We start from the raw sequence: 16,608 nt of genomic DNA, 5'->3' as shown, positions 1-16,608 counted from the left end.
TCATCCCGCCGACGGGGTCGCGTTCCCGTAGCGGACGGCGAGCACGCGGAGGTGCTCGACCAGTTCGGGCGGGTCGGTGACGGTGAAGTCCACCCCGAGCATCCCGAGCCGGACGGCGAGGGACTCCAGGTCGGCCGCGCCCGTGCGCAGCAGGCAGGAGCCCTCGCCGAGGTCCTCCACGGTGCCGACGGCGGGGCTGATCCGTTCGGCGACGACCTCGGCCGGCGCGTGCACGGTCACCTCGGCGTGGTACCGCCAGGACGCGGCCGACACCCCGCGCTGGATCCGGGTGGTGACGTCCTCGGGCAGGTCGCGCGGGGGGAAGCGGGGACCGGTGGGCGTGCGCGGCGCGATGCGGTCGGCGCGGAACGTGCGCCAGTCCTCCCGCTCCACGTCCCAGGCCACCAGGTACCAGCGGCGTCCCCAGCTCACCAGCCGGTACGGCTCGACCACCCGCACGCTCGCGGTGCCGTCGTGCCCGCGATAGTCGAATCGCAGCCGCTCGTGGTTGCGGCAGGCGGCGGTGATGGTCATCAGCACCTCCGGCTCGACGACGGGCGCGCGCCGGTCGGCCGGGACCGGCACCGTGTACGACGTCAGCGTGTTGACCCGGGTCCGCAACCGTGAGGGCAGCACCTGCTCCAGCTTGGCCAGGGCCCGCAGCGCCGACTCCTCGATCCCGGCGACGGCGTGGCCGGTGCCCGCCCGCAGGCACAGCGCGACCGCCATCGCCTCCTCGTCGTCCAGGAGCAGCGGAGGCATCGCGGTGCCCGCCTCCAGCCGGTACCCGCCGGCGACCCCGCGCGTGGAGTTGACGGGATAGCCGAGGGTGCGGAGCCGTTCGATGTCGTTGCGGACGGTCCGGGTGGTGACGTCGAGCCGTTCGGCCAGTTCGCGGCCGGGCCAGTCGCGGGGGGTCTGGAGGAGTGACAGCAGGCGCAGCAGGCGCGCCGAGGTTTCCAACATGTCGTGCAGTCTGCCGTTCTTAGAGGAACGAAGCCTTCCTCAATGCCTCCTAGGGTAAGGGACATGACGAACAGCGAGATCCGTCCCTTCCGTATTGAGATCCCCCAGGCCGACCTGGACGACCTGACCGATCGGCTGCGCCGTACCCGCTGGGCGGACGAGCTGCCCCACGAGGAGGTCACCGACGGCGTCCAGACCGGTCCGGTGCCGCCGGGCTGGGAGTACGGGGTGCCGCTGAGCTACGTGCGCGGGCTCGTGGAGCACTGGCGCGACGGCTTCGACTGGCGGGCCCAGGAGGCCCGGCTGAACGAGTTCCCGCAGTTCACCACGGAGATCGACGGGCAGACGATCCACTTCGTGCACGTCCGCTCCCCCGAGCCGGACGCCACCCCGCTGATCCTCACCCACGGCTGGCCCAACACGTTCGTGGAGTACCTGGACCTCGTCGGCCCGCTGACCGACCCGCGCGCCCACGGCGGCGACCCGGCCGACGCCTTCCACGTGGTGATCCCGTCGATCCCCGGTTTCGGCTTCTCCGGCCCCACCCGGACGAAGGGCTGGAGCTCGCAGCGCGTCGCGCGGGCCTGGGCCGAGCTGATGCGGCGGCTCGGCTACGAGAAGTACGGGGCGCACGGCAACGACGCCGGCGCGATCGTCTCCCCGGCGCTCGGCACCCTGGACCCCGACCACGTCGTCGGCGTCCACGTCAACCAGATCTTCTCGTTCCCGTCCGGGGACCCCGCCGAGTTCGAGGGGATGACCGAGGACGAGATGGGGCAGTTGGCGTTCCTGCAGAAGTTCAACGACGAGATGTCGGCGTTCGCGCAGCTCCAGGCCACCAAGCCGCAGAACCTGGCGCACGCGCTGGCCGACTCCCCGTCCGGGCAGCTCGGCTGGATCGGCCAACTGCTCGGCGAGGCCGTCGACCGCGACACCCTGCTGACCATCGCGTCGATCTACTGGTTCACCAACACCGGGGCGTCGTCGGCGCGCCTCTACTACGAGGACCGGCACGCCGAGCCGCTCCCCGGGCCGACCACGTTCCCCATCGGGCTGGCGAGCTTCGCGTACGACTTCCGGCCGATCCGCAGGTTCGTCGAGCGCGACCACGCCGATCTGGTGTCCTGGAACGAGTACGACCGGGGGAGCCACTGGTCGGCCCACGACGCGCCGGATCTGCTGCTGAGTGATATTCGTCGGTTCTTCCGCCGTTTCCGCTGATCGTTCCGCCGGGGGGTTAGGCTGCGTCCCGTGACACCTGCCGACGTTCCCGGGCGCACCTATCGCCAGTCACGCTTCGCGCCTCCCCCCGGCGCGGTCGAGTTCCTGCTGATCCGGCACGGCGAGTCGCAGCCGCTGCGACCCGGCGAGGCGTTCCCGCTGGTGGACGGACAGGGCGACCCGGAGCTGGCCCCCGAGGGGCGCGATCAGGCCGAACGGGTGTGCCGACGGCTCAGCGGCGAGCACATCGACGCCATCTACGTCAGCACGCTGCGTCGCACCCTGCAGACGGCCGAGCCCCTCGCCCGGGAGCTCGGCCTCAAGCCCCACGTGGACGCCGCCCTGCGCGAGGTCCATCTCGGGTCCTGGGAGGGCGGGCTGTTCCGGGTGAAGGTGGCCGAGGGCGACCCGGTCGCGCAGCGGTTGTTCCGCGAGGAGCGGTGGGACGTCATCCCCGGCGCGGAGGGCGCGGCGGCGCTGGCCGAACGGGTCCGTTCGGTGATCACGCGGCTGGCGGCGGCGCACGCCGGGCGGCGGCTGGCCGTCTTCACCCACGGCGGGTTCATCGCCCAGGCCCTCGCGCTGGCGTCGGGGTCACGGCCGTTCGCGTTCCTCGGGGCCGACAACGCGTCCGTCTCGCACCTCGTCGTGATCGGCGATCAGTGGGTCGTGCGGCGCTACAACGACACCGCCCACCTCGACGGGGCGCTGGCCCGCTCGTCGGCCCCGCTGACCTGACCGGCCCGTCGGCCGCATTCGATCACGCAGAGTCGCCACAATGGGACCCGTTGCGTGGCGCGGACGCGGGTCGGGGGTCGGATGGGCCGAGTGGGACGGGTGGCGGTGGCGGCGTTCCTGGTGACGGCGTCGGCCACCGGATGCCGACAGTCCGCGCCCGGGCCCGAGCGGCGTGAGCCCCCGGCGTCCGCGAGCGGGCCCGCGCACGGGCTGGCCCGACTGACCGCCGGGCGGCGACTGGTGTTCAACGAGGAGTTCGACCGGCTGCGGCTCGGCGTCGGACGGCGTTGGGGGTGGCGGTCGGGTTCCTACGCCGACTGCGTCGGCAACCCGAACGGCTTCAAGCTCGACGCGCTGACCCCGGCGGCCCTGGCCGTCGGCGGCGGGGCGCTGCGGGTGACCGCCGCGCCGCTTCCGGACGGGCGCTGGAGCACCGGGCTCCTCACCACCGGCGACTCCTGCGACTCCGGGGGCCGGGGATTCACCGTGCGGGCCGGGGACGTCGTCGTGGCCCGCGCCCGTCTGCCCGAGGCCGGCACGGGTGCGTGGCCCGCGATCTGGACGTGGCGTGACGGCGGCAACGAGGTGGACGTCTTCGAATGGCACGCCGACCGTCCCGGCACGCTGGAATTCGTCAACCATGTCAGGGGCGGCTACCGGTACTGGGAGTCGCCGATGGTGCGCGCCGGCGCCTGGCTGTATTTCGCGGTCGACATCAGGCGGCACCGCACCACCTGGTACGTGGGGACCGCCCCGGAGACGATGCGGGTGGCCCATTCGGACCGGCGTGGCGTCGGCCGGCGCTTTCGCGCCCACCTGGTCATCAGTCTGTCGGCCGACGACGGAAGACTGCACACCCGGCCGGACGGTGAGGAAAGACTGACCTTCGCGGTGGATTATCTGCGAGTGCATCGCCGGGCGGCGGGGGGAAATGCGCCCGGCGCGCCCGATATGCGCCGATCACTTTCTCGGTATGTCGCAAAACCCGCGCGGCGCAAAGCCCCGGTCCGCCCCCACGACGGGAACGGACGGTAGTAACTTGGCGCTGCGGACGGTGATGGACGCATCGCCATCCCGCAGGGTTGGCGGGGCGCTACTCCCCTCCTCGCGATGGCTCGGCCCCGAGCCGTTGTTGAGCGCCCCGCCAACACCTATGTCTGCGTCACGGTCCGCGGAAACGTCACCCTGACGGGCTGACCCGCACCCGCGACGCGAGGAGGACCCCCCGGGAGGCGTCCGCCGCACACGTGCGGTGGGCGCCTCCCGGCGTCGTCCCCGGCCGGTGGCGTCAACACACGGCGGCCGTACGGTCGGCGAGCTGGGCCGCCAACGCCCTGCAGAGCGCGTCGTCGGCGACCTCGCGTTCCTCCAGGTAGACCAGCGCCTCGGTCAGCTCGCTCACCGTGAGCTGCCGCAGCGGCTTGCGTGCCCAGTCGGGCCGCTCCCCGGTCTCCACATCCACACCCCCGTTGACAATGTGCAGTGCACCTTTCACGAAGAGTAATCGGCCTGTTCCGCGCAGGCAACCGAGACCACGCCGGGTCGCTCAACCGTCCCGACCCGGCATGTGCCGGGTGACCCAGGCCGCGATCTGCGTCCGGGCGGAGAACCCCAGTTTGGCCAGGATGTGCTCGAGATGGGTGTCGGCGGTGCGTTTGGCGATGGTGAGCCGCTCGGCGATCTGCCGGTTGGACAGGCCCTCGGCGACCAGCGCGGCCACCTCCCGCTCCCGGGGGGTGAGCCGGGCCGGCGGGTCGGCGTCCGCGTCGCGCGCCGCCGTGGGCGGCTCCGCCTCGGCCAGCGCGTACGCGATGATCTCGGCGTCGGTGAGCGCCCCGCCCTCCCGCCGGGCCCGCCGGAACGCCTCCGCGCCGAGCGCCGCGCCCGTCCCGACCTCGCAGTCGTCGTGCGCGGCCAGCAGGGTGTCGCGCAGCCCCGCCATCCCGAACGTCCACCACAGCCGTTCCGCCGCGCCCAGCAGCACCGCCGCCCGTCGGTGGGCGCCGGTGGCCCACGCGATCCAGGCCAGCAGCTCCACCGACAGGCCGAGGCTCGCCGGGTCGGGATGCTCCCGTCGGAGCCGTACCGCCTCGCGCAGCCGGCGGGCGGCGGCGTCCAGCCCTCCGATGATCCACTCCGCACGGGCGTGCAGGACCAACGAGTACGCCAGCAGCGTCTCGTCGCCGTGCTCACGGCACACCTTCTCGTTGTCCTCGCACAGTCGGATCGCGGCGGAGGCGTCCCCCTCCAGGATCGCGACCGTCGCCATCGTCAACCGGACCTGCACCGGGAACGAGGCGTCCGTGGCGTTCACCGCGGTGAACCTGCTCAGCGCGTCGCGGAGCAGCCCGTCCGCCTCCGCGACCCGGCCCGCGAACGTGGCGGCCACGGCGCGCTGGTAGACCAGTTGCGCCTGCAGCCACGGGTCACGGTGCCGGTCGGCCAGCGTCCCGGCCTCGGCGAGCAGCCGCCGGGCGGAGTCCTCGTCGCCCTGCAGGATGGCGATCGTCCCGGCGGCGCACAGCGTGAGGGCGCGGCCCTGCGACGGCCCGTCGTCCAGCTCCAGGGACCGTTCCAGCCACAATCGTCCCTCCGCGATGGGGCCGCAGGTGATCCACACCACCTGCAGGGCGCCCGCGAGCCGCTGGGCCGTGTGCGCGTCCCCGGCGGCCAGCGAGTACTCCAGCGCCGCCCGGAAGTCGGGCCGCTCACGGCCCAGCCGCAGCAGCCTGCCGACCTGACCGGGGCCGAACCACAGCCGCTCGGCCTCCTCGGCGACCCGCAGGTAGTGGTCCCGGTGGCGGGCCCGGAGGTCGTCCTCCTCACCGAGGACGCGCAGCCACTCCGCCCCGTACTCGCGCAGCGTCTCCAGCATCGCGAACCGCAGCCCGCCGGGGCCCTCGTCCCGGGTGACGATGGACTTGTCCACCAACGCCGCCAGCAGCTCGAACACGTCCCCGGCGGGCAGCCGCCCGTCCGCGCAGACCCGCTGGACCGTCTCCAGGTCGAACGCGCCGGCGAACACCGACAGCCGCGCCCACAGCAGCCGTTCCGCCGGCTCGCACAGCTCGTGGCTCCAGCCGATCGCCGACCGCAGCGTCTGATGCCGCGACGGCGCCGTCCGACCGCCGTTGCTGAGCAGCTCGAACCGGTCGCCGAGCCGGTCGCCGATCTCGTCCACCGACAGCACCCGCAGCCGGGCGGCGGCCAGTTCGAGGGCGAGCGGGACGCCCTCCAGCCGCGCGCACACCCTCGCCACCGCGCGCAGCGTCGCGGGGGTCGGCGTGAACGAGGGGTCGGCCGCCGCCGCGCGTTCCACGAACAGCCGCACCGAGTCGACCTCCGCCGCCCGATCGTCGTCCGGCCCCCGCGGGATCGGCAACGGCGCGACGGGGAGAACGTGCTCGCCCGCGGCGTTCAGCGGCTCACGGCTGGTCGCCAGGACGCGCAGGCCGGGCGCCGCGTGCAGCAGCGTCTCGACCAGCCCGGCGCACGCGTCGACGAGGTGCTCGCAGGTGTCGAGCACCAGCAGCAGCTCACGTTCGCGCAGGTGGGCGGCCAGCACGTCGCGCAGCGCACGGGCCGTGTGATCGCGCACCTCCAGCGCGTGGGCGACGGCGTGGCACACCAGCCCCGGCTCCCGCAGCGACGCCAGCTCCACCAGCCGGACCCCGTCCCGGAAGCCGTGCCGCGCCCGATGGGCGGCCCGCAGCGCGATCCGGGTCTTGCCGACGCCGCCGACGCCGGTCAGGGTCAGCAGCCGGGACGTCGCCAGCAGCCGGCCCACCTCGGCCAGTTCGCGACGCCGACCCACGAAACCGGTGAGCTCGGCCGGCAGCGTCCCGGCGGCGCGCTCAGCCGGCACGGACGGCGCCCGGGAATTTCCGAATTGCACGGACCTCCGTCACGGGTCGGGATGCCGCCTCGACTTTCATTGGCACATCGTAAAAGAACGCTCACGGACGGGCGGCTTTTTCACCGTTCACCGACGGGCGATCGGATGGCACCGGTAAATGGCGCGCACGGCGCTCCCACCCGGCGCGACGGCGCGGGCCCGAGGCGCGTGTCGGCACCGGAAATGCGCACCAGGACGGCCGAAGCGGGCAGCCTGGACAACGGGCCCGGTCAGGGCGCAAACCGATTGGACAGGGGCCATGCGGGTCGGTAGTTTTCCAGTGTGGCAGATGTCGAGGAGTTGCTCCGCCGGCGGCTTGCGCCGGCGTTCGAGGCGGTGGCCGGCGCACCGGTGGATCCCGCGATCCGCCGTTCCCAGCACGCGGACTACCAGTCCGACGCGGCACTGGCCCTCGTCCGCCGAGTCGGCGGCAATCCCCGGGACATCGCCGCGCGCGTGGTCGAACGGGCCGACCTCGGCGGCCTGTGCTCGAAGGTCGAGATCTCCGGCCCCGGCTTCATCAACCTGACCGTCGCCGGCGAGGCGCTGGGCGGGCTGCTGGCCGAGGTGACCCGCGACGAACGGCTCGGCGTGCCCCTCGAGGCGGCCCCCGAGACCATCACCGTCGACTACTCCGCGCCCAACGCCGCCAAGGAGATGCACGTCGGGCACCTGCGCTCGACCATCATCGGCGACGCCGCCGCGCGACTGCTGGAGTGGCGGGGCAACACCGTCCTGCGGGCCAACCACCTCGGCGACTGGGGCACCCCGTTCGGCATGCTGGTCGAGCACCTGCTCGACATCGGCGAGGCCGAGGCCGCCCACGAGCTGTCCGTCGGCGACCTGAACGGCTTCTACCAGGCCGCCCGGCGCAAGTTCGACGCCGACGAGTCCTTCCAGGAGCGGTCACGGCGTCGGGTGGTGCTGCTGCAGAGCGGCGACGCGGCCACCCTGCGGATGTGGCGGACCCTCATCGACGAGTCCCTCAAGTACTTCCTCGCCGTGTACGACCTGCTCGGCGCCACGCTGGGCCCCGACGACTTCTACGGCGAGAGCTTCTACAACGACCAGCTCCAGTCGGTGGTCGACGAGCTGGCCGAGCTGAGGCTGCTGCGCGACAGCGAGGGCGCCAAGTGCGTCTTCCCCGAGGGCTACACCAACCGCGAGGGCGACCCGCTGCCGCTGATCGTCCGCAAGTCCGACGGCGGCTTCGGCTACGCCGCCACCGACCTGGCCACCATCCGGTACCGGCTGCGCAAGCTGCACGCCACCCGCCTGCTGTACGTGGTGGGCCTCCCCCAGCAGATGCACCTGGGCATGGTCCACGCGACCGCCCGGGAGGCCGGCTGGCTGGCCCCGCCCGCACGGGCCGAGCACATCGGCTTCGGCTCGGTCCTGGGGAGCGACGGCAAGATCCTGCGCACCCGGGCCGGCGTCTCGGTCAAGCTGGTCGACCTCCTCGAGGAGGCGGTCTCCCGCGCGAGCGCGGTCATCGCCGAGAAGAACCCCGACCTGGACGAGCAGACCCGCGCCGCCGTCGCCCGGGCCGTGGGCATCGGCGCGGTCAAGTACGCCGACCTGTCCACCGACCGGGTCAAGGACTACGTCTTCGACTACGACCGGATGCTGTCCTTCGACGGCAACACCGCCCCCTACATCCAGTACGCCCGCGCCCGGAGCTGCTCCATCTTCCGCAAGCTCGACGTCACGCCGCCGCGCGACGTCGACTCGGTCCTGATCGCCGAACCCGCCGAACGGGAGCTGGCGCTGGCCCTGCTGAGCTTCGAGGGCGTGATCGACCAGGTCTCCGAGAGCCTGGAGTTCCACCGCCTGGCGCAGTACCTCTTCCACCTGGCCGGCACGTTCACCACGTTCTACGACAAGTGCACGGTGAAGTACGCCGAGGGCGAGGTCCGCACCAGCCGCCTGGTCCTGTGCGACCTCACCGCCCGCACCCTGCAGATAGGGCTGGACCTCCTGGGCATCGAAACCCCCGACCGCATGTGACCGACGGCCGGGCCGGCTGAGGACGCGACGGTCTCGGCACGGCGTGCCCGCTCGGAATGCGGCCGACCTGGTGGACGGGACGGGTTCGGCCGAGTCGACCGGTGTTCAGGTGAGTCGGAAGACGGGGTAGCCGGGGGCGATGCGGAGGAGGTCCTCGTCGGGGGCGTCGGGGCCCACGCCGTCGAAGAAGACGCCGACCTCGAACTTCCAACGCTTGAGGTAGGCGCGCAGGATGGCGGGCTTGTCGGCGTCGTCGAGTTCGGTGGCGGTGAACGGCTCGGTCCGGCGGCCAAGTCGCAGTTCGCCCGCGCCGCCTGCGGCTCGCAGGTTGCGGACCCAATGAGTGTGGCCGCGCGGGGCGACCAGGTAGCGCGAGCCCTCGTGGGTGAGCACGTTGACGGGGTTGCCGCGCCACTCGCCGCTCTTTCGGCCCCGGACGTAGAGCATCCGGCTGCCGAACACGCTGACGCCGTGCCGCGTGAGCCAGGCGACGGCGGTGTTGAAGGCGGCAGCGGTCCGGCCGGCCTCGACGTACCTCGTGATGGTGTTCATGGGCGTCTCCCGTTCCGTTATGAGATCGGTGCTCTCATCAAGGAACATTGAACACGGCATCTCATGGCACGTCAAGAGCACTGCTCTTGTCTCGGTGCATTGACCTCACCGGCCGGTGGTGATCCGGACCACGTCCACAGGGGCATGGTGCGCCGCGCCATGCCCCTGTGAACAGGCTGTGCGTCGCCGCCGGGTCAGCGTCGACGGCGACTATGGCGGATCACGGTGTGCCGGGAACCTGCTCGGGGGTGTTGGCGTCGACGTTCGTTCCGTTGCCGAGCTGGCCCTCGTTGTTGCGGCCCCACGAGAAGGCGGTTCCGTCCGCGCGGAGGGCGAAGGTGTCGTAGAAGCCGCCCGCGGCGGCCGTCGCGCCGGTGAGCTGCACCAGGGTGGGGGTCGAGGCGCTCCCACCCGTGGTGCCGTTGCCGAGTTGCCCGTACTCGTTGGAGCCCCACGTCAGGATGTCGCCATCGGCGCGGGTCGCGGCGCTGTGCCGCCATCCGGCGCTCACGGCGGTCACCGCGGTGAGGTTCTGAACGGCGACGGGGACGCTGCTGCCGGCGGTGCCTCCGTTGCCGAGTCGTCCGTCCCCGCCCGAGCCGAAGGCGACGACGGTGCCGTCGGTCTTGAGCACGAGCGAGTGGTTGCCACCGGCGGCGAGTGCGCCGGGGGAGGTGGAGGCGTCGGTCAGGTTCGAGACCTGGACGGGCGTGCGCCGGCTGTTCGTGGTGCCGTCTCCGAGTTGCCCTGAGCCGTTGGCGCCCCAGGCCCAAACGGTGCCGTCGGACTTGACGGCCACCGCGTGACCATAACCTGCCGAGATGTTCACGACCCCGGAGAGCCCGGAGACCTGGACCGGGGTCGTGCGCGTGGTGGTGGTGCCGTCTCCGAGTTGCCCTGAGGAGTTGAAGCCCCACGCCCAAACGGTCCCGTCGGATTTCAGTGCGAGCGAATAGGCCTCGTTGGCCGCCACGGCGACGACTCCCGTCAGCCCTGGGACCTGGATCGGGGTCGTGCGGCCGGTGGTGGTGCCGTCACCGAGTTGCCCGCTGCCGTTCGCGCCCCAGGCCCAAACGGTGCCGTCTGACTTGACGGCCAGCGAATGCCATTCGCCGCCGGCGACCGCACCCTGCCTACGTCGAATCCCGGTCAGGCCGGAGACCTCCACGGGGCCGGTGCGGGGAGTGGTGGTGCCGTCGCCCAGTTGACCGGAGCCGTTGCGGCCCCAGGTACGGACCTTTCCATCGGAGGTCACGGCGAGGGTGTGGTTGGTGCCGCTCGCGATCCCGCCTCGCAGGAACTCGACGGCGGCCTTCAGGTTCGGCAGGGGACCGACGTGCTTGGTCAGGTCGCCGGTCTGCGGGGTGCCGGTCTGGACGAGGATCTGTCTGAGCAGCGTGGGAGACAGCACGTGGCCGGCGGCCTTGGCCACGCCCTGCAACGAGGCCGCGACCCCGGCGATCATCGCGGAGGCGTTGGAGGTGCCGCCGAACTGGCCGGTGTACATCTTGTCGGGGTCGGTCTCGTTCGGGGTCAGCGTTTGGGCGTCGCTGCGCCCCCATGCCTTCGGCACGCCCAGTGACGTGGCGCGACCGTAATAGCCCTGCACATTCACCCGAGAGCCGTAGGTGCTGCTGTAGGAACGCGCAGGCCAGTACTCGTCGTTGGTGCAATCGAAGCAGTCGCCCGACGGCAGGTACGCCTGCCCGCCACCGGCGACGATCGCGCCCGAGTCCGGCAGCTCCCGCCAGGCCTGGAGGCTCGGCTCGGTGTCGAGGTTGAGGGACGGCTTGTTGTCCGCGCCCTGCACCACCGTGATGCCCTGGGCGATGGCCGTCACGATCTGGTCGTACTCCGGCCGGTACGTCTCGGCGGGCCCGAGGCTGTAGCCGTAGCCGAGGAAGATGACGTCGCCGGGCTGAGAGCTCGAGATGGCCGATTCCCAGGAACCCTCGGGCGCGTCGGTACGGGTGAGCTGGAGTTCGGCGTGGGAGGACATCCCCGCCATGCCGAGCCCGTTGCCGTCGTCGGCCGAGGATGGGCCGATCATGCCGGTGCCGTGATACGCGACGTAGCCGGGGTGGCAGCCGCCGACCACCGTGGTCAGGTAGACGGGGGCGCCCCCGGGCCGGCCGACCACGTCCTCATGGCAGACGTTCCACCGGTTGAGCCTCTTGAGCGGAGAGGTGGCGAAGTGCCTGTCGACGGTGGTGTCGTCCCCGACCTGCCCGTGGCCGTTGTCTCCGAAGATCGACGGCGCCGGCGAGCCGTTGACGGTGCCGATGATGGCGGTGTGCACCGCGCCCGCCGCCACGACCGAGCCCGACGTGAAGAGCTCCTGCGGGGTCGGCGCGTTGGTGGTGTCGTCGAGACCGAGTTGGCCGTCGGCGTTCAGACCCCAGGCCCATAGCTCGGAGTTGTCCCGCGCCGCGATGTTGTGTCGGCGTCCACTGGCGATGCTCGCCACGGCGGTCAGTCCGGTCACGTCGATGGGGGTGGAGGACTGGGTGACGGTGGTGTTGCCGAGTTGGCCGTCGGCGTTCAGGCCCCAGGCCTTCAGGGTTCCCGAGGTCAGCAGGGCCACGCTGTGGTGGCTGCCGGCGCTGAGCTGCTCGACGCCCGTCAGCCCCGTGACCGGAACGGGCGTGGCCGAGGAGCCGGTGCCGCCGTTGCCGAGCTGGCCGAAGGTGTTGGCACCCCACGCCTTGACCGAGCCGTCCGCCATGACGGCGAGCGAATGCGAGGTGCCCGCCGCCACCGCGCCGTACGCGGCCGACGCCCCGGTCAATGCGGTGACGGGTGTGGCCCGGTCGGTGGTGGTGCCGTCGCCGAGTCGGCCGTCGAGGTTACGTCCCCAGGCCTTGACGGTTCCGTCGGCGAGCACGGCGAGATTGTGCACCTGCCCCGCGCTGATGCCCACCGCGTTCTCGATGCCGCTCACCTTCACCGGCGCCGTACGGCGGGTGGTGCTTCCGTCGCCGAGTTGCCCGTAGGTGTTGTCGCCCCATGCCCAGACCGTGCCGTCGGTCTTCAGGGCCAGCGAATGGGCGCCTCCGCCGGCCACGGCCTTGACGTCGGTCAGGCCGGACACCTTGACCATGACCGTGCTGTCGTTCGTGGTGCCGTCGCCGAGTTGGCCTTGGGTGTTGTCGCCCCATGCCCAGACGCCCGGTGTGTTGGCGTCACCGACCAGCAGGGTGTGGCGTTCTCCGCCCGCCACCGTCCCCTGGCCTCCGAGGGGGTCCACGTCGCCGGAGCTGCCGCTGGAGCCCTCGATGTCCGTGACGGTGATGCCCTGCCCCTTACCGCCGGGCAGGGTGTTGGTGTAGTCCGCGTCCACTCCGGCGGGCGCGGGCTTTCGATAGGTCTGGGTGTAATGCCACGGCTCGGCGGCGTTACGGCCGGCGGCGCTGTTCGTGTCGACCGGGATCATCGCCGCCTGGGCGAACTCCACGGAGGGCAATCCGTTCAGGTCGTCGAGCAGCGACTCGATGCCCTTGGGGACCTTGACGGTGAACCAGGAGTTCATGTCCGGCAGCCTGCGACCGGTCTTCTTCTCCAGCCGAGAACGTTCCTCGGCGATGACGTTCTCCCGCCGTTTCCACAGGGGCGCGATCGTCGCGCCCGGATGGTCGGCCAGCACCGCCGCCAACGCCGAGGCGTCCCCGGATTCCTTGGCGACCGGCCGCCCGCCACGGACCCGTACGACCCGATCCGACCGGAACTTCACCGCGATCTCCGTGGTGGAGTACCCCCGGGGAAGCGGACCGTGCGTCCCGGGCGCCTTGCCCTTGTGACGGCTGTGATCGAACGCCGGTGCGGGTGCGGCCGCCGCCTGCGCGGCCCCGGGGGCGACGATCGCGGATGAGGTGATCAGCGCGGCGGCCAACGCGTGACGCCACCGGCCGCTCGGCCCTCGTGGAACGGCTTGTCTGGACAGGAGATCGAGCACTGTGGCTCCCAACTCGCGCGGACGACTCCCCCGAGGCGGAGGGCCTCGGAGGCCATGGCGACAAGCAGCGCCCACACGCGCCCTCGCGTGTATTGATCATGGACGTACGCCGACCGTAGGCAGGCGAGCGAGCCGTGATCCATGAGATCCGGGCTCGAGACCTCCGGCATTGTCGGCGTCCAAGTGAGTGGCCGGCGGGCCCGGGACGCGTTCGCGCTAGTGAGGCCGCCGGGCGGTGGTGACGGTGGCCTGGGCGGAGGTGACGATCTCCGCCAGGTGGTCGCCGTGGGCGCCTCGCCAGTAGACCTGGCCGCAGTCGGCGCAGCGGCCGTACACGTCGTAGTTGCGGCGCGTGCCGTCCTCGAGGACGGACTCGACGTCCGCCTTGTCGGCCGGGACGAGTTCGCCGTTGCAGGCCGTGCACCGGGTCCATGGGCGCAATGGGGGCGCGAAGCGTTCCAGCAGGTCGCGGAGTTGGTCGTCGGGGCGCGCGCCGCGCACGTACGCGCCCAGCCATAGTTTGCGGCGGCGGAGCAGACCCCGGTCCCGGGTCAGCAGGACGCGGCGTTCGCGATTGGCCTGCACCACGAGGGAGGGGTCGTCCATGTCGTTGTGGTAGGCGGTGTCCAGGCCCAGCAGCCGCATCCGACGGGCGAGGGTGCCGAGGTGGACGTCCAGTAGGAACCGGGGCGCCTCCCGGCCCGGGGCCGGCGGGACCGGCTGCGGGCGGGGCACGGCCGACACGTCCACGGTCTCGCCGGCCACGGGCAGGTGGCCGGGGCCCACCGGCGCGCCGCCGACCGTCATCGGCCCCACCTCGGGCAGCGGCACCCCGGCCGACTCCACCAGATGGCCGAGGGTGGAGGTCCCGTCGAACGGCATCCGCAGGGGCCGTCCGCGACGTCCGGCGGCCAGGAACAGGTCCAGTTCGGAATCGAAGCGCAACACGACGTTCGTTTCGTCCACATCGACAGCCTGCCATGTCCGTTGATGTTCGGGTGAGTGTCCGGACGGGCGATACCGAACTCCGTGAGCACAGTTGACGGATTGTCGGACATCGCCGTTCCGCTGTCTCTACAGTGACCGGTCACGAGCGTCAGCCCACGACCGAGAGGAATCATGGATTCCCAGAGCCGCGCCCAGGATTCCGCCCCCGCGAGCCGTTCGCTGACGTCGGCGACCGTCGAGCCGCTGCTCACCCGCGACTTCGACGCGCGGCCCGCGCTGATGCACGAGCGGCTGCGGAGCCAGCACGGCGCGGTGGCCCCGGTGGATCTGCTGGGGGTCCCGGTCTGGCTCGTGCTGGGGTACGCGGAGGTCCTGGAGGTGCTCCGCAACGACCAGGGCGTGTGGAGCAAGCGGGTCACCGACTGGCGCGCCCTGTCCGAGGGGCGGATCCCGGCGGACTGGCCGCTGCTGCCGACGTACGGCGGTCACTCGTGCATGTTCCAGGAGGGCCGGTCGCTGACCGAGTTGCGCGCGGCCTGGTCGGCGGGGCTGCGTCCGTTCCAGGATCGTTCACGGCCCCAGGCGCGGCTGCTGGAGGCCGAGGTCCGCCGGTACGCCGACGAGCTGATCTCGGTGATGGGCGAGGACGGCGGGACCGGCTGGGCCGACCTGTCGGCGCAGTACGCGCGGCCGCTGGCGATCCTGGTGTGCAACCGGCTGATCGGCTTCGACGCCGGCAACGACGAGATGCTCATGGACATGTGGCGGCTGGTGGACGCCGGGCCCGACGCCGCCGAGGCCCTCGCCCGACTGCACGCCACGCTCTCCGACGTCGTCGACGCCAAGCGCCGGCATCCCGGCGACGACCTGCCCTCCGCGATGCTGGCCGCGCGGCCCGACTACACGGTCGACGAACTCGCCCACGAGATGATCCTCCTGATCGGCGTGGTCGGGGAACTCGTCGGCTCGCTGATCTGCCTCACCGCCGTCGAGGTCATCACGGGCAACACCGGGGCCCGCGCCGCCCTGGCCGCGGGGATGCTCCGCGAGACGGTCAACCGGGTGGCGACGGCCAACCCCCCGTACGCCCATCTGACCCTCCGCTTCGCGACCGCCGACACCGCGCTCGGCGGCACCCACATCGCGGCGGGCGACCCGGTGATGCTGTCGGTCAGCGGCGCGCACAACGACCCCCGGTTCGCCGACGCGGCCGACCCCTCGTCCGTGCACAGCTCCCGCGCCCACCTGGCCTGGGGGGCCGGCCCGCACCACTGCCTGGGCGACGAGCTGGCGACCACGCTCGTGACGATCGCCGTGGGCCGCCTGTTCGAGCGGTTCTCCGGCATCGACCTCGCGCTCCCCGCCGACCAGTTGCCCTGGCGGTCGTCGCCGATCGTGCGGGGGCTCCGTTCGCTGCCGGTCCGTTTCCAGCTCCACGAGGCGCCGGACGGCGACGACGCGACGGACTCCGACGCGTCCGGGCAACGCGAGACCCCCGCCGAGGCGTCAGAGGGGAGTGAACGTTCCGGGTCGGCCATCTCCCGCCTCGTCCGCATGTTGCTGCGGCAGGGGAACTGAGACGCCGTCTCCGGGAGAGAGGTACGACAGGGTCCTCGTCACCGAACGACCTTGGTGATCCCGCCGACACCGGCCCGACCCGGCGAAGTATCGTCTTACCGATAAACTTCGCACGCTTCGAGGTCACGGGGATCGTCGGCGAGGACTACTCCGTCTGCGAGCAGGAAGGTCACGCCGTGTCGGATGCCCCCACCCCCGCGGAGCGAGAGCCCGCCGAGGACGTCGAGCCGACGGCGCTCCCGACCAACGTGGCGGGCCAGTGGACGATCTCCCGCGAGGAGTTCCGCCCCGGCGCCCTGCTCCCCGCCCCTTCGGAGAACGACGAGCAGCCGGCCACGGAGGCCACCGAGCAACCAGCGGCGGAGGACGCCGAGCGGCCGGCGGCGGACGCCTCCGAGGATGAGCCCGCCGAGGACCTCGCCGAGGACGCCCCCTCCGACGGGCCCGAGGACGACGAAGATCCCGCCGGGCAGGAGCCCGAGGCCCCAACCCCCTCCACCGACGAGCATCCGGCCGACGACACCCGAGAGATCCCCGAGGCCGCCCGCCAGTGGTACGAGGAGACCTCCCAGCCGACCCCCGTCCCCGCCCCGGAGTCCACGACCGACGCCCCGGCCCCCGAGGCGGAGCCCCTCCGCGAACCGCAGGCATTCACCCCACGGCCAGAGGCCTTCCCCGAACCGGAAGCGCCCGCCCCGGAGCCTGAGCACCTCCCCGAGCCGCAAGCACCCACCGCACAGCCCGAAGCCCT

General features: G+C 72.1%; 12 protein-coding genes. 5 read left to right on the top strand and 7 right to left on the bottom strand.

The window, feature by feature from the left end:
* A complete protein-coding gene (locus DFJ69_RS19860; protein ID WP_116023990.1) occupies nucleotides 1-966 on the bottom strand; it encodes a helix-turn-helix transcriptional regulator in 966 nt (321 codons plus the stop codon).
* A gap of 63 nt (nucleotides 967-1,029) precedes the next feature.
* Here DFJ69_RS19860 and DFJ69_RS19855 point away from each other — a divergent pair, with 63 nt between their 5' ends.
* From DFJ69_RS19855 to DFJ69_RS19845, 3 genes are all read left to right on the top strand, one after another.
* On the top strand, nucleotides 1,030-2,187 hold the full coding sequence (locus DFJ69_RS19855; RefSeq protein ID WP_116023989.1) for an epoxide hydrolase family protein: 1,158 nt from the start codon (nucleotides 1,030-1,032) through the stop codon (nucleotides 2,185-2,187).
* Nucleotides 2,188-2,217: 30 nt separating this feature from the next.
* Entirely contained in the window at nucleotides 2,218-2,925 is a 708-nt protein-coding gene (locus tag DFJ69_RS19850) for a histidine phosphatase family protein (protein ID WP_116023988.1), read from the top strand.
* Nucleotides 2,926-3,006: 81 nt separating this feature from the next.
* Nucleotides 3,007-3,960 (top strand): LamG domain-containing protein, encoded by a 954-nt coding sequence (locus tag DFJ69_RS19845; protein WP_147312374.1) that lies wholly within the window; start codon nucleotides 3,007-3,009, stop codon nucleotides 3,958-3,960.
* Between the two features lie 253 nt (nucleotides 3,961-4,213).
* On the opposite strand, the gene DFJ69_RS34390 is transcribed toward DFJ69_RS19845, so the two are convergent.
* Both DFJ69_RS34390 and DFJ69_RS19840 read right to left on the bottom strand, forming a co-directional pair.
* On the bottom strand, nucleotides 4,214-4,387 hold the full coding sequence (locus tag DFJ69_RS34390) for a hypothetical protein (protein ID WP_170177724.1): 174 nt from the start codon (nucleotides 4,385-4,387) through the stop codon (nucleotides 4,214-4,216).
* An 84-nt stretch (nucleotides 4,388-4,471) separates the two neighbouring features.
* Nucleotides 4,472-6,790 carry an ATP-binding protein gene (locus tag DFJ69_RS19840; RefSeq protein WP_170177723.1) on the bottom strand — a complete coding sequence of 773 codons (2,319 nt, stop codon included), beginning with the start codon at nucleotides 6,788-6,790 and terminating at the stop codon, nucleotides 4,472-4,474.
* Nucleotides 6,791-7,102: 312 nt separating this feature from the next.
* Here DFJ69_RS19840 and argS point away from each other — a divergent pair, with 312 nt between their 5' ends.
* The gene (gene argS / locus DFJ69_RS19835; RefSeq protein WP_116023985.1) at nucleotides 7,103-8,827 is read left to right on the top strand and encodes an arginine--tRNA ligase; all 1,725 of its coding nucleotides are present in this window, start codon (nucleotides 7,103-7,105) and stop codon (nucleotides 8,825-8,827) included.
* A 105-nt stretch (nucleotides 8,828-8,932) separates the two neighbouring features.
* Here argS and DFJ69_RS19830 read toward each other — a convergent pair whose 3' ends face one another.
* The 3 genes from DFJ69_RS19830 to DFJ69_RS19820 form a co-directional block, all read right to left on the bottom strand.
* Nucleotides 8,933-9,379, bottom strand: coding sequence for a nitroreductase family deazaflavin-dependent oxidoreductase (locus tag DFJ69_RS19830; RefSeq protein ID WP_116023984.1), 447 nt, complete (start codon nucleotides 9,377-9,379; stop codon nucleotides 8,933-8,935).
* A gap of 220 nt (nucleotides 9,380-9,599) precedes the next feature.
* Entirely contained in the window at nucleotides 9,600-13,331 is a 3,732-nt protein-coding gene (locus DFJ69_RS19825) for an RCC1 domain-containing protein (RefSeq protein ID WP_147312373.1), read from the bottom strand.
* Between the two features lie 216 nt (nucleotides 13,332-13,547).
* Nucleotides 13,548-14,297 (bottom strand): Mut7-C RNAse domain-containing protein, encoded by a 750-nt coding sequence (locus DFJ69_RS19820; protein ID WP_116023982.1) that lies wholly within the window; start codon nucleotides 14,295-14,297, stop codon nucleotides 13,548-13,550.
* Nucleotides 14,298-14,450: 153 nt separating this feature from the next.
* On the opposite strand from DFJ69_RS19820, the gene DFJ69_RS19815 reads away from it, so the two are divergent.
* On the top strand, nucleotides 14,451-15,857 hold the full coding sequence (locus tag DFJ69_RS19815) for a cytochrome P450 (RefSeq protein ID WP_116023981.1): 1,407 nt from the start codon (nucleotides 14,451-14,453) through the stop codon (nucleotides 15,855-15,857).
* A gap of 95 nt (nucleotides 15,858-15,952) precedes the next feature.
* Here DFJ69_RS19815 and DFJ69_RS33820 read toward each other — a convergent pair whose 3' ends face one another.
* A complete protein-coding gene (locus DFJ69_RS33820) occupies nucleotides 15,953-16,366 on the bottom strand; it encodes a hypothetical protein (protein WP_147312372.1) in 414 nt (137 codons plus the stop codon).
* Nucleotides 16,367-16,608 lie beyond the last annotated feature (242 nt).

It is taken from the genome of Thermomonospora umbrina (assembly GCF_003386555.1).
Lineage (GTDB): Bacteria > Actinomycetota > Actinomycetes > Streptosporangiales > Streptosporangiaceae > Thermomonospora > Thermomonospora umbrina.
This window is presented reverse-complemented; position numbering and strand designations above follow the sequence as displayed.